The following is a 12517-nucleotide window of genomic DNA, read 5'->3' as shown; positions in this document are numbered from 1 at the left end:
GGGAGACGACTGCGGCCGTCACAGCGACACTCCCCCTTCGGTGGCAAGGTGCTCAGCGACGTCTTCGCGGCTCAGACCATGCGCGGTCTTCTCCCAGTAGTGCGGTTTCGTGATGAGCTGCCACAGGGCCTTGTACGCCGCGACGGAGTGGAGGATCCAGTACAGAGGGTTGAGCAGGGCCCACCCGATGAGGGCGAAGGCGCCGCGCTTGTACGGCCCCATCATCGACAGGTAGACCATCATCGCGTTGCCCACGACGAAGTTCACGAGCGTCAACCAGAGCAGCCACGGCGGAAACACCTCTGCCAGCCATGCGGCGGGCAGCGCCACACTCACCACCGCAAGCACGCACAGCGGAAGCATGGCGAGGAAGATGGCGGGGGTACCGGCGATGAGCAGAGCGAACGCCAGCGTGCGTCGAGCACCGATCCGCATGAGGAGTCGAAAGGGCTGCCGCGCGTGCACGAGCGACGTCTGCATGTATCCCTTGATCCAGCGACTGCGCTGCCGGATGAAGTTCGGCACCGACGTGTTCGCCTCCTCGAGCGTCGTGGAGTCGATCACCCCCACCCGGTAGCCGAGGGCGCTCGCGCGGACCCCCAGGTCGGCGTCCTCCGTGACGTTGTAGGGGTCCCACCCGCCGAGCTCGATCAGCGCGCGTGTACGGAAGTGATTGGAGGTACCCCCGAGAGGAATGGGCAGATTCCACGCGTCGAGGCCGGCCAGCATGTAGTCGAACCAGTAGCTGTACTCGAGGGAGAACATCCGGGTGAGGACGTTTTCGCGGGAGTTGAAATAGCTCAGTGCGGCCTGGATGCACACCGTGCGCGGGCCCCCGCGCCGGAACGCGACGAACGCCTTCTTGAGTTGGTCCGGATCGGGGGTGTCCTCGGCGTCGAAGATCACGAGGTACTCCCCCGACGCGAAGAAGAGACCCACGTTGCACGCGCGCGGCTTCGTCTGAGGGGATCCTGCGGGGATCGTGATCACCCGGAAGTTCGGCGGCGGATCCGCCCGGTCGAACGCCTCGCGGGTGAGGGTGTCCTCCTCCTCGATGAGCACGAGCACCTCGAGCTTGTGAGTCGGGTAGTCGATCCGGCCAAGGTTCTCGACCAGCCGCCCCACGATGTTCTCCTCCCGGAAGACGGGAACGAGCACTGTGTACACCGGTAGCTCCGCATCGGTCAGCGCGGCGACCGCGCGGAGGGGGACACGTTCGAGGATGTCGAAGCGTGCTCCCTTCAACGACACGAAGAACTTGAATCCTGTGCCGACGAGGAACAGCGCCGCGAAGACGGTCAGCAAGGTCGTCACCGTTGGCGCCGTCCAGAACACCAGCCCGGCGAGGAGTACCGCGCAGATGAGCACGAGTCCGATGCGCTGGCTGCGCCACAGGACATGACGTGCTGAGAGCAACGGGTTGCGTCGGTAGAGCCCGTCCGCCGCCTCGTCTGCGATCTCGTCGGAGAACATCAGGAGAGCCAGATGCCTGAGGTCGCTCCGCGACGCCGCGATGGGGCGCACGCGGCCCTCGAGCTCACTCTCGAGACGGTAGATCAGCGCGGGGGTGGGAGCGCACGCCGTCGCCACCAGGATGGTGCCGTCGTCTTCGCGGCACAAGGGCATCCAGCCGTCGCGGAGGTACCGCCGGTCGGCGTACTCGCGGAGGACTTCCGGATCCCGGACCACGCGCTCGGGGTCGAACGCGGGCACCTGCCAGGCCTCAGCCATGGCGTGCCGCACGGCGATCTCCGAGGCCATCCCGAGATCCACGAGCACCTCATCGAGAGTGCGTGGCGACGAATCACGCGCCGCTCGAGCCGATTCCAACTGTTGCGGTGTCAGTGCGCCCGTCGTCACGAGAACCTGCGCGAAGGCCTCATCGTCGAGGACGGCATCCCCCCATGCCATGTGTTCATGGTCAATGCAGGAGTGCGAGCGCGCAAGGCCCCCGTACCGGTGCCAGTCAGTTGGTGGTGGGCGATACTGGGATCGAACCAGTGACCTCTTCCGTGTCAGGGAAGCGCGCTACCGCTGCGCCAATCGCCCGCTCCGAGAGCATGCTCTCGGTGCGGTGAGTGAGGTGGCGACGGGATTCGAACCCGTGTGGACGGCTTTGCAGGCCGCTGCCTCGCCTCTCGGCCACGCCACCAGGTGTGCGGCCCAATGGACCGGAAGTCCGGTGGACCGTGAGACTCCACTCGAGCGGATGACGAGACTCGAACTCGCGACCCTCACCTTGGCAAGGTGATGCGCTACCAACTGCGCTACATCCGCATTTCGCTCGCCCGGGGGCGTGCGTCTTCGACTGTAGCCCATGAAGCTCGGAGGTCAAAACCGGCACACGGCGTGTGACACCGCTTCGCGCGGGTGGCGCGGCGGGCCCCGTCGCATGTGGCAAGATGGTCGTCGCGGGCGATTGGCGCAGTTGGTAGCGCGCTTCCTTCACACGGAAGAGGTCATCAGTTCGAGTCTGGTATCGCCCACCGAGAACCCCCGGTCAGCCGGGGGTTTCGTCGTCTGTGGCCACGGTCGTCCGGCGACGGAGCATCCATGCGGGCACACTCGCGACGATGCCGAAGGCGGTGACGGCCGCGAACGCCGCAACCGGCGGCACGACCGCAGCGATCCTCCCCGAGAACACCAGACCGATCGTGTCGCCCGAGACGGCCGGCGCGAGGTATCCGATGGCGGTCGAGGTCAGAACGACGAGGGCCGCGTGAGCCGCTCGCCCCCCCGACGCTGTCCGACGGGAACCGTAGACGAGTGCTGCCGCACCACCGGCGAGGGCGCCGACGGCGAGCGACCACGGGAACGAGATCGTCGCGGCACCCGGGATGATGGCAACGAGGCCCGCGATGACGCCATCCGCCGCCGAACGAAGCGGGTGCCGACCCGACTGACGCAGGAGATCGACGAGCAACCACGCCGCGGCTCCACCCACTGGTGACACGATCGCCGCCAGCAGGATGCGCGGGGTGTACGGGTCTATCGCCGCTTCGAGGCTCGCGAGCCAGCAGGCGGTGGACAACCACAACGTCAGCACACCTCCGAGGAAGCGCGCGCCCTGCTCGGCGGGTTCCGCGAACCTCACTCGCCACGCGAGCAGCACCGACGCGGCGGACGACACCAGAAGGGGTAGAGCGCCACCGAAGTCCTCGATGCGGCACTCGGGCGCCGGACACATCGCGAACAGCTTGAGCGGCACGATCGCGGATGTGGGGAAGATCACTGCCGCCCACAGGGCGATCAACACCCACGCGACCCGCTGCTCGCCTGGGGCCGCTTCCTCACATGCAGCGTCGAGAAGCAGGGCGATCGGCAGTACGGCGGCCGCAGCGCCGAGGAGGAAGACCGGGCTCTCTGCACCGGTCATCGCCGCAGCTCCGGTCGAGACGGCCGCGCCGACGACCGTAGCGAGCAGCAGCCGCGTGACGCGTGCGACCGTCAGCCTCGAGCGCAGCATGAGGACGACGCCGACCGCCATCGCCAGGCAGGCGAGGTAGGAAACGACCACGAGAGCGGGCATGCGGGCTCCGGGATGAGCACGGGACGGGGGCGGGACAACGATACGGGGCGCCGCCTCGGATGAGACGGCGCCCCGCGTCGGATTGCGAAAGCCGATTACTCGGCCAGGACGTAGCCCTCTTCGCCGTGCACGACCTTGTCGATGCCGGCGATCTCGTCCTCGTTCTTGACACGGAAGCCGATCGTCTTCTCGATCACGAATCCGATCAGGAAGGCGAGAACGAACGAGTAGATCATCACCGAGAACGCGGCGATGGTCTGGACGAGCAGCTGCGTGCCGTCACCACCCATGAAGAGGCCGGTTCCGTTCGCGAAGAATCCGAGGTACAGCGTTCCGATGAGGCCGCCGACGAGGTGGACGCCCACCACGTCGAGCGAGTCATCGAATCCGAGCTTGAACTTCAGGTCGACAGCGAGTGCGCAGAGCACGCCAGCGACGAGGCCCAGCACGATCGCCCAGATCGGATCCAGGGATGCACACGCCGGAGTGATCGCCACAAGACCTGCGACAGCACCGGACGCCGCGCCGATCGAGGTCGGCTTGCCGTCCCGGATCTTCTCGACCACGAGCCAGGCGAGCAGCGCCGCAGCCGGGGCGATGATCGTGTTGACGAACGCGAGCGCGGCAGTGCCATCGGCGGCGAGCTCAGAGCCCGCGTTGAAACCGAACCAGCCGAACCACAGGAGGCCCGCACCCAGAAGGACGAAGGGCGGGTTGTGCGGGGCGTGGGCGCCCTTGGCGAATCCCACGCGACGGCCAAGCACGATAGCGAGTGCGAGTGCGGCGGCACCAGCGTTGATGTGGACCGCGGTACCTCCCGCGAAGTCGATCACGCCGAGACCGAAGGCCTCCTGCAGACCATGAGTGATCCATCCGCCGTAGGCGAAGGATCCGTCCTCAGCGAGGCCGAAGTTGAACACCCAGCTCGCGACCGGGAAGTACACGACAGTCGCCCAAATGCCGGCAAAGATCATCCACGAGCCGAACTTCGCACGGTCCGCGATTGCGCCCGAGATCAGTGCGACGGTGATGATGGCGAACGTTGCCTGGAAGGCGACGAAAGCCAGCGGCGGGAAGGCCGCATCCTCAGGAACCTCAAGGAGGCTGTTCAGGCCGATCGCGCTCGAGTCGATCGACCAGGGGAAGATCGTTCCCTCGGCGCCCGGGAACGCAATCGCGTAGCCGTAGATCGCCCAGAGGACCGCGATCAAGCCGATGGCGCCGAAGCTCATCATCATCATGCTGATGACGCTCTTGGCCTTGACGAGTCCTCCGTAGAAGAACGCCAGGCCCGGAGTCATGAGCAGGACGAGTGCGGCGGCGATAAGAAGGAAGGCGGTGTTGCCCTGATCCATTTCTTGCCTCTCTCATTGGTGTGGAACACGTGAACCGTTTGGCGCAGATCGCACACGGACCGTGCTCCTCGGGTACGCGCCCCAGTCTGGGGAGGGGAGGTTTCGTTTCCGCGCGCACCACGTTTCGCCAGTGTTACGGCCCCACCGCGAATGTAAACATCACGTTTCGTCGGCCTCACACTTGACCGAGAATCAGCCCCACTGACCATGCAAGAGTGGTGCCGTGACGATCTTCCGCTCCGAGCGAGCCGCCGCTGTTGTTCTTGCCCTCGCCGCCGTCGCGGGTCTCGTGATCGCCAACTCGCCCATCGGCACCGCCGTCGTGGGTGTGCGCGACGCGCACCCCGACACCGGGGTGTCGATCCTCGACCTCTCCCTCGGCCACTGGATCGCCGACGGCCTGCTCGCCCTCTTCTTCTTCGTGGTCGCGATCGAACTCCGTCACGAACTGACGCACGGCGAGCTCGACAGTCCCCGGAAGGCACTCGCGCCCGCCGTCGCCGCGACGGGCGGCGTGATCGTGCCCGCGCTTCTCTTCCTGGTGCTCGTTCGCGATCCCACCGAACTGGTCGGATGGCCGATCCCGACCGCGACGGACATCGCCTTCGCCCTGGGTGTGCTAGCGCTCCTCGGCCGTGGGCTGCCGCGACGCGTTCGCGCGTTCCTTCTGGCACTCGCGGTACTCGACGACCTGATCGCCATCGCGATCATCGCGGCGTTCTTCACGCGCGAGCTTGCCCCCATCCCCCTTCTCGTCGCCGTCCCACTCATCGCCGCGTTCGGATGGATTTCCGCCCGAAGCACGTGGCCCGCGGGAGTGCGCACCGCTGTCCTGATCGTGCTCGGTGTGGCGACCTGGGTGCTGGTGTTCTCATCCGGTGTGCATGCGACGATCGCCGGCGTCGCGCTGGGCCTCGTCTTCGCGTCGAAGCCGGGCGAGCGCCTCCGGCACGCCCTGGAACCCTGGGTGAATGGTCTCGTCCTGCCCCTGTTCGCGCTGAGCGCCTCAATGGTGGTCGTGCCGGAGATCCGCGACGGCGGTCTCGGCCCGCTCTTCTGGGGGGTCTTCATCGCGCTCCCCGCGGGGAAGCTCATCGGCATCTCCGCCGGCGGCCTGATCGCTCGCCAACTGGTGCCTGCATCCGAGCGCCGCGCGGCGTTGAGACTGCCGGAGATCCTCGTCGTCGCAACCCTCGGAGGGGTCGGCTTCACGATTTCGTTGCTGATGGCCGAACTCGCGTTCCGAGGTGACGAGACACTCGTGGCCTCGGCCACGCTCGCGGTGCTCGCGGGTTCGCTGGTGGCGCTCGTCGTCGGTGGAGTGACCACCGCCACGGTCGCGCGCCGGTCGCGCTTCAGTTCGTGAGCGCGATGAGGCGCGACACCGCCCGCAGATACTTCTTGCGATAGCCGCCTGCGAGCATCTCGTCGCCGAACACCTCATCCAGGGGAGTTCCGGATGCGACCACGCGCACCTGCTCGTCGTACAGCCTGTCGATGAAGGCGACGAACCGAAGTGCGTCGGCCTGATCCGTCAGAGTATGCACTCCGCGCAATCCGACGGCGGCGAGGCCCTCGACGATGCGGATGTATCGCGACGGGTGCACCTTCGCGAGATGGCGCAGCAGTCCGTCGAAGTCGTCGAGGGCCGTCTCGCCCTCGACGATCGACAGCTTCGTCTCGAGGTCCGCGTCGTCTGTGACGACCGCGTGCCCTTCCACGTCGCGGCGGCGGTAGTCGAGCCCATCGATTCGAAGGATCTCGAAGCGATCCGAGAGCGCCTGGATCTCCCGGAGGAAGTCAGCGGCGGCGAAGCGCCCCTCCCCCAGAGCGTTCGGCGGGGTGTTCGAGGTGGCGGCGATCCGGGTACCGGTGGACGCGAGCTCGCCGAGCAGTCGTGTCATCACCATCGTGTCGCCCGGATCGTCGAGCTCGAATTCGTCGATCGCGACGAAGGTCGACCCCCGGAGCAGTTCGACCGCCTGCGCGTAGCCGAGTGCGCCGACGAGAGCCGTGTACTCGATGAACGTGCCGAAGTACGTGCGGCCGGGCGCGAGGTGCCAGAGGGCCGCGAGAAGGTGGGTCTTGCCGACGCCGAAGCCGCCGTCCAGGTAGATGCCGGCCTTCGTCTCCGGCGACTTCCGGCGACCGAAAAGGCCGCGCCCCCCGCCGCCCCCGCCGCGCATGGCCTCTGCGAACGCACGCACACGCTCGACGGCCTCCGTCTGCGAAGGGAAGTCCGGATCGGGTCGATAGCTCTCGAGGGTGGCCCCGGCGAACTGCCGCGGGGGGACGAGCGACGCCGCCATCTCCGCGCCCGTCATCTCCGGAGCACGAGTGAGAAGCGACACGGGGGTCGGATGCGGCATGCGGGTCTTCCGGTCGAGATGAGCGCCTGAATCGGGTGGCGTGTGTCGTTCTCTTACGGATTCGCCTGCGCTTTCCGGCGCCGACTGCCTACCCTTGGACGAGCACCAAGCCTACTCGCAAGGAGATTCAGCACATGTCGGTTGCCCCCGATCCGAACCCCACCTTCAGCGCATTCGCGCATCCGGAGCGACTCGTCAGCTCCGAGTGGCTCGCCGAGCACCTGGGCGAGGAGGGGCTCGTGGTGGTGGAGTCCGACGAGGACGTACTGCTCTACGAGACCGGGCATATCGACGGCGCGGTCAAGATCGACTGGCACACCGAGCTGAACGACCCGGTCGTGCGCGACTACCTGGACGGCGAGGGCTTCGCGGCTCTGCTGTCGGCGAAGGGCATTTCACGGGACGACACGGTCGTCATCTACGGCGACAAGAACAACTGGTGGGCGGCATACGCGCTCTGGGTGTTCACTCTCTTCGGGCACCCCGACGTGCGTCTGCTCGACGGCGGGCGCGCGAAGTGGGAGGCCGAGGGCCGCGCTTACACGACCGATGCGACGAGTCGTCCGGCGACCGAGTACCCGGTCGTGGAGCGCAACGACAGCGCCGTCCGGGCCTTCAAGGAGGACGTGCTCGCACACTTCGGCAACCCGCTGATCGACGTGCGCTCCCCGGAGGAGTACACGGGCGAGCGCACGCACATGCCCGCCTATCCGGAGGAGGGCGCGCTGCGCGGCGGCCACATCCCGTCGGCGCAGAGCGTGCCGTGGGCCAAGGCGGTCGCAGAGGACGGCACCTTCAAGTCGCGCGCTGAGCTCGATGGGATCTACCGCGACGGAGCCGGTCTCCGCGAAGGTGACAGCGTCATCGCCTACTGCCGGATCGGTGAGCGCTCGAGCCACACCTGGTTCGTCCTCACGCATCTTCTCGGCTTCGAGGGCGTCCGCAACTACGACGGCTCGTGGACCGAGTGGGGCAGCGCCGTCCGCGTGCCGATCGCGACGGGAGCGGAGCCCGGCGAAGCGCCCGGGCGCTGAACGCGCAACACTGATCTGATGACGGCCCCGCTTCCCGACTCACTCGCCGCGATCCGAGACGACTTCCTGGCCCTCGGCCAAGCCGACCGGTTGCAACTGCTACTCGAGTTCTCTCAGGAGCTGCCGGAGCTGCCTCCGCGATTCGCGGAGCATCCGGACCTCTTGGAGCGGGTCGAGGAGTGCCAGTCCCCGGTGTACATCTTCGTCGAGGTCGACAGCGAGAACGTTGTGCGGATGTACGCCACCGCTCCTCCTCAGTCGCCCACGACGCGTGGCTTCGCGTCGATCCTCGTGCAGGGGCTGACCGGCCTCGCGGCGGAGGAGGTTCTCGCGGTTCCGGCGGACTTCCCGTTGACCCTCGGACTCACCGAGGCCGTGAGCCCGCTGCGCATCCGCGGGATGTCCGGGATGCTCGGTCGCGTCCAGCGACAGGTGCGGGAACGCACGGCGTGACGCTGCGACCGCTGCTCCCCGAGCCGGGCGCTCCGATCCCGGTGGGAGAGCCGGGAAGCCGGGATCGCCTGCGGGCTCTGTACGGTCGAGATCATGACGCAGCCGGGATCCGGATCAACCTGATCGCGAGCGTCGACGGCAGCGCGCGTGGCGACGACGGGACCTCGGAGTCGCTGTCGAGCCGTCCGGATCGGGCCGTGCTCGGCGCCATCCGGGCCGAGAGCGACGTCGTGCTGATCGGCGCAGCGAGCCTGCGCGCCGAGGGGTACCTCATGCCGAGAACCGCGCGTCTTGCCGTGGTGACGACGTCGGGCGACTTCGCGGGAGCCTCGCCCGCACCATCCGGCGACGCCGAGCCGATCCTCGTGTTCGGCCCGGTGATCGCCCGCGAACGGACAGCCGCGTCCCTCGACGCCCCACATCGATTCATCGAGTTGGAGGCCGACTCTCACGGTCGCCTCGCCCCGGAGTCGATCATCGCGTCGCTGATCGCCGACGGGCTGGGCCGAATCGTCTGCGAGGGCGGCCCGGTGCTCGCGTCTCAGCTGCTCGCGGCAGGCCTGGTCGGCGAGCTGTGCCTCTCGACCAGCCCGCGCCTCGTCGGAGGCGGGCTTCCCGTCCTCGGCTCGGAACCGCATCACGCGATCGATCTACGGCTCCTGGCTCTCATGGCCGACGACGCCGGCGGGCTCTACGCCCGTTGGTCGGTGAACTGAGCGAGCCAGTTGGTGATCGCGTCCTCCCAACGCGTGCGGTCGTAGTTCCACAACTTCGTGTGGCGCGCGATCGTGAACTGCTCGAAGGTGACGATGTCGGGGCGCGCGGCCGCTAGGGCGCTGGATGCCGTCGCGGGTACGAATCCGTCGTCGACGCTGTGCAGGAGCAGCACGGGCCTGTCGAGCTCCGCCGCCCGGGTCACGAAATCCATGCGGTCGAGATCGAGCGGCTCGGCAAGACCCGTCACCACACGACCCCATCTCGATCGGATGAGTTGGAAGACGCCCCAGCGCACGACGGCCGGCAGTCGGCGCATGCGCGCCTGGAACTCGAGAGTCGCGATCCAGTCGACCACCGGGGACTCGAGCACCACACCGGTGACGAGCGGCGAACGTGGCGACCGGGTGAGCGCCTGCAGGACAGTCGCACCACCCATCGACCACCCCATCAGCACGATCTCTCGCGCACCACGTGCGATCGCGTACGCCACAGCGGCATCGACATCGATCCACTCCCGCTCACCGAGCGCATAGCGCCGGTCGGGGCTGGGCGGCGCCTCGCCGTCGTTCCGATAGGACACCAGCAGGCTGTGGTAGCCCGCCGCACGGAAGGGTGCGACACCCCTGAGAGTCTCGGCGCGCCGAACAGCCCGCCCATGGACACCGATCACCCACCGCTCGGACTCTCCCGCAGCCGGGATCAACCAGGCCGGAGCGGGCCCGAGCGGGGTGGAGACCGTCACGTTCTCGTAGGGCACCTCGAGCTGACGAGGCGAGAGCCAGAACCATCCGCTGAACCGGCCCCTCCGCGCCGAGGCGAGGTCGCCGAAGTCGACGGCGAGCAACTCCCTCACGACGCCGAGCCGATCGATCTCGATGATCTCCCCGATCCGCGCATGCCCCGTATCGCCCGAGAACCAGAAGCTGTACTGACCCGGCAGCGTCGAGTCGGCGGTCGGCGAGAGCGTGATGCGGCGCGTCTGCGGGTCGTAGCCGAGAATCCGGATGTCGTCGTCGCGACGCGACGGCGGAACGAGCACTGTTCGGGCGACGACGGCGCTCAGGACGCCGATCGCGGTGGCGGCAGCGACCGCCGCTCCGAGCACGACGCCGGTGGCGATCCGCGCAGCGCGGGACCCTCTGTCAGCGCGTCTCACGTGCTCCTCCGCTCTCCGCATCGGCGTGGCACCTGTGCGGCTCTCATCCCGAATCCTAGGCTTCCGTCGTGACCGCATCTCCGTCAGAGCTGTCTGCCCCCGCGCCCTTCGTGCGTGCGGTGGAGTCGGTTCGCGCCGCGAGCACCCGGGAAGAGATGGAACTCGTGGAGATCACGGCCCCCACGGGCCTCGCGCCCTATGCCATCGCGTTGGCCGCAGATGTACGCCCGACGACGCACGGCATCGACTCGCTGCTCGGGACGGGACGCTTCGTGCTGCTCTACGACCCGGAGGAGCCCGACGCGTGGGGCGGTCCGTTCCGCGTCGTCGCGTACGCGCAGGCTCCTCTCGAGAACGAGATCGGTGTGGATCCGTTCATCGCGCAGGTCGCGTGGTCCTGGCTCGTGGATGCGCTCGACGCCCGAGGTGCCGAGTACTCCTCCCCGTCGGGCACTGCGACGAAGGTGCTCTCGACCGGGTTCGGCGAGCTCGCGGGCCAGGGGGATGCGTCTCAGCTCGAGCTTCGCGCGTCCTGGTCTCCCGCCGGGGCCGACATCGGCCCGCAGGTCGAGGCGTGGTGCGAACTCTTGTGCATGCTCGCGGGTCTCCCCCCGAGTTCGGATGCTGTGGCCTTGCTTCCCCGACGACAGGTCGCACGTGACTGACGAACCAGTGATCACCGCAGATGCCGAGCACCCCGAGGTCGAGGTCATCGATACCCGAGAGGGTTACCTGCTCGCGGTCGACGCGCTCGCACGCGGAACAGGACCCTTCGCCGTCGACGCCGAACGCGCATCCGGCTTCCGGTACTCCCAGCGGGCGTATCTGATCCAGGTCTTCCGTCGCGAATCCGGGGCGTTCCTCTTCGACCCGCCGGCGATCGGCGACTTCTCGGAGCTGGACGCGGTGATGCACGGTGAGGAGTGGGTCCTCCACGCGGCGAGTCAGGATCTTGCGTGTTTGCGTGAGGTCGGGCTCGACCCCGAGACGATCTTCGACACCGAGCTCGGTGCCCGCCTCGCAGGTCTCCCCCGAGTCGGCCTCGCTACCGTCGCGGAAGAGTTGCTCGGCGTGCATCTCGCCAAGGCGCACTCTGCCGCCGACTGGTCGACGCGCCCGCTCCCCCAGGAATGGCTGGTCTACGCCGCACTCGACGTGGAGTTGCTTCCCGACCTCCGCGACAAGATCGCTGCGCTGCTCGAAGACGGCGGCAAGAGCGAGTTCGCGCAGCAGGAGTTCGCCGCGGTACTCGAGAAGACCGTTCCGGTCAGGCAGGAGCCATGGCGCCGCCTCTCGGGGATGCACGCGCTCCGCTCACCGCGCCAGCTCGCCATCGCCCGCGCGCTCTGGAACGCGCGCGACGCGTTCGCCCAGGATCAGGACGTCGCGCCTGGTCGCCTGGTGCCGGATGCGTCGCTCGTCGCGGTGGCGAAGGCGCAACCTCAGAGCAAGCGGGAGCTTGCAGGACTCAAGGAGTTCACGGGTCGCGCGAGCCGACGCGAGCTCGACCGCTGGTGGGCCGCCGTCGAGGCGGGAACCGCCGATCCGACCCCGCCGTCGATGCGGGGTACGGGCGACGGGGTGCCGGCACCACGCATGTGGGCGGACCGCAATCCGGAGGCGGATCGTCGCCTGCGTCTTGCACGCACGGCGGTCATGGCGCGCGCCGAGGAGCTCTCGATCCCGATGGAGAACGTGCTCACCCCCGAGGTGCTGCGACGTGTGGCGTGGACCCCGCCGAGCCGGCTCGACGAGACGACGATCGCCGAGGCTCTGCGCTCTCACGGTGCGCGACAGTGGCAGGTCGATGAGCTGTCCGGATTGATCGCGACAGCCTTTGTCGAGGCGCTCCAACCGCCCGCCGACCCGGCCCCCGACCCTTCGTAGATTCCGTCGAACGATTC

At 68.0% G+C, this 12517-nt stretch carries 11 protein-coding genes and 4 tRNA genes; 7 read left to right on the top strand and 8 right to left on the bottom strand.

Features of this window, described 5'->3' with window-relative positions; all coding sequences use genetic code 11:
- Positions 1-18 precede the first annotated feature (18 nt).
- The 4 genes from FVQ89_RS11890 to FVQ89_RS11875 form a co-directional block, all read right to left on the bottom strand.
- On the bottom strand, positions 19-1911 hold the full coding sequence (locus tag FVQ89_RS11890) for a glycosyltransferase (RefSeq protein ID WP_147902139.1): 1893 nt from the start codon (positions 1909-1911) through the stop codon (positions 19-21).
- Between the two features lie 63 nt (positions 1912-1974).
- Positions 1975-2049 (bottom strand) — tRNA-Val (locus FVQ89_RS11885).
- 32 nt (positions 2050-2081) lie between these two features.
- A tRNA-Cys gene (locus FVQ89_RS11880) sits at positions 2082-2152 on the bottom strand.
- A gap of 52 nt (positions 2153-2204) precedes the next feature.
- Positions 2205-2277, bottom strand: a tRNA-Gly gene (locus FVQ89_RS11875).
- 136 nt (positions 2278-2413) lie between these two features.
- Here FVQ89_RS11875 and FVQ89_RS11870 point away from each other — a divergent pair.
- A tRNA-Val gene (locus tag FVQ89_RS11870) sits at positions 2414-2486 on the top strand.
- Between the two features lie 14 nt (positions 2487-2500).
- Here FVQ89_RS11870 and FVQ89_RS11865 read toward each other — a convergent pair.
- Both FVQ89_RS11865 and FVQ89_RS11860 read right to left on the bottom strand, forming a co-directional pair.
- Positions 2501-3529 (bottom strand): hypothetical protein, encoded by a 1029-nt coding sequence (locus FVQ89_RS11865; RefSeq protein WP_147902138.1) that lies wholly within the window; start codon positions 3527-3529, stop codon positions 2501-2503.
- 95 nt (positions 3530-3624) lie between these two features.
- Entirely contained in the window at positions 3625-4884 is a 1260-nt protein-coding gene (locus tag FVQ89_RS11860) for an ammonium transporter (RefSeq protein ID WP_147902137.1), read from the bottom strand.
- A 223-nt stretch (positions 4885-5107) separates the two neighbouring features.
- Here FVQ89_RS11860 and FVQ89_RS11855 point away from each other — a divergent pair, with 223 nt between their 5' ends.
- Entirely contained in the window at positions 5108-6250 is a 1143-nt protein-coding gene (locus FVQ89_RS11855) for a Na+/H+ antiporter NhaA (protein WP_147902136.1), read from the top strand.
- On the opposite strand, the gene zapE is transcribed toward FVQ89_RS11855, so the two are convergent.
- Entirely contained in the window at positions 6240-7253 is a 1014-nt protein-coding gene (gene zapE, locus FVQ89_RS11850) for a cell division protein ZapE (protein ID WP_147902135.1), read from the bottom strand. The two genes, FVQ89_RS11855 and zapE, sit on opposite strands and share 11 nt — an antisense overlap.
- Before the next feature lie 134 nt (positions 7254-7387).
- On the opposite strand from zapE, the gene FVQ89_RS11845 reads away from it, so the two are divergent.
- From FVQ89_RS11845 to FVQ89_RS11835, 3 genes are read left to right on the top strand one after another with little or no spacing between them, the layout of a single operon-like run.
- Positions 7388-8287 (top strand): sulfurtransferase, encoded by a 900-nt coding sequence (locus FVQ89_RS11845; protein WP_147902134.1) that lies wholly within the window; start codon positions 7388-7390, stop codon positions 8285-8287.
- 18 nt (positions 8288-8305) lie between these two features.
- Positions 8306-8740 carry a SufE family protein gene (locus FVQ89_RS11840; protein ID WP_147902133.1) on the top strand — a complete coding sequence of 145 codons (435 nt, stop codon included), beginning with the start codon at positions 8306-8308 and terminating at the stop codon, positions 8738-8740.
- On the top strand, positions 8737-9456 hold the full coding sequence (locus FVQ89_RS11835; protein ID WP_147902132.1) for a dihydrofolate reductase family protein: 720 nt from the start codon (positions 8737-8739) through the stop codon (positions 9454-9456). The genes FVQ89_RS11840 and FVQ89_RS11835 overlap by 4 nt, the downstream gene beginning before the upstream one ends.
- Here the strand turns inward: FVQ89_RS11835 and FVQ89_RS11830 are convergent.
- Entirely contained in the window at positions 9432-10613 is a 1182-nt protein-coding gene (locus FVQ89_RS11830; RefSeq protein WP_255513582.1) for a S9 family peptidase, read from the bottom strand. The genes FVQ89_RS11835 and FVQ89_RS11830 overlap by 25 nt on opposite strands.
- 68 nt (positions 10614-10681) lie before the next feature.
- Between FVQ89_RS11830 and FVQ89_RS11825 the strand changes: the two genes are divergently transcribed.
- A complete protein-coding gene (locus tag FVQ89_RS11825) occupies positions 10682-11278 on the top strand; it encodes a DUF3000 domain-containing protein (RefSeq protein WP_147902130.1) in 597 nt (198 codons plus the stop codon).
- Positions 11271-12500 (top strand): HRDC domain-containing protein, encoded by a 1230-nt coding sequence (locus FVQ89_RS11820; RefSeq protein ID WP_255513581.1) that lies wholly within the window; start codon positions 11271-11273, stop codon positions 12498-12500. The genes FVQ89_RS11825 and FVQ89_RS11820 overlap by 8 nt, the downstream gene beginning before the upstream one ends.
- Positions 12501-12517: the final 17 nt, after the last annotated feature.

It is taken from the genome of Homoserinibacter sp. GY 40078, assembly GCF_008017545.1.
GTDB lineage: Bacteria > Actinomycetota > Actinomycetes > Actinomycetales > Microbacteriaceae > Homoserinibacter.
Note: the sequence above shows the minus strand (reverse complement) of the source record. Positions and strands in the feature narration are given on the sequence as shown.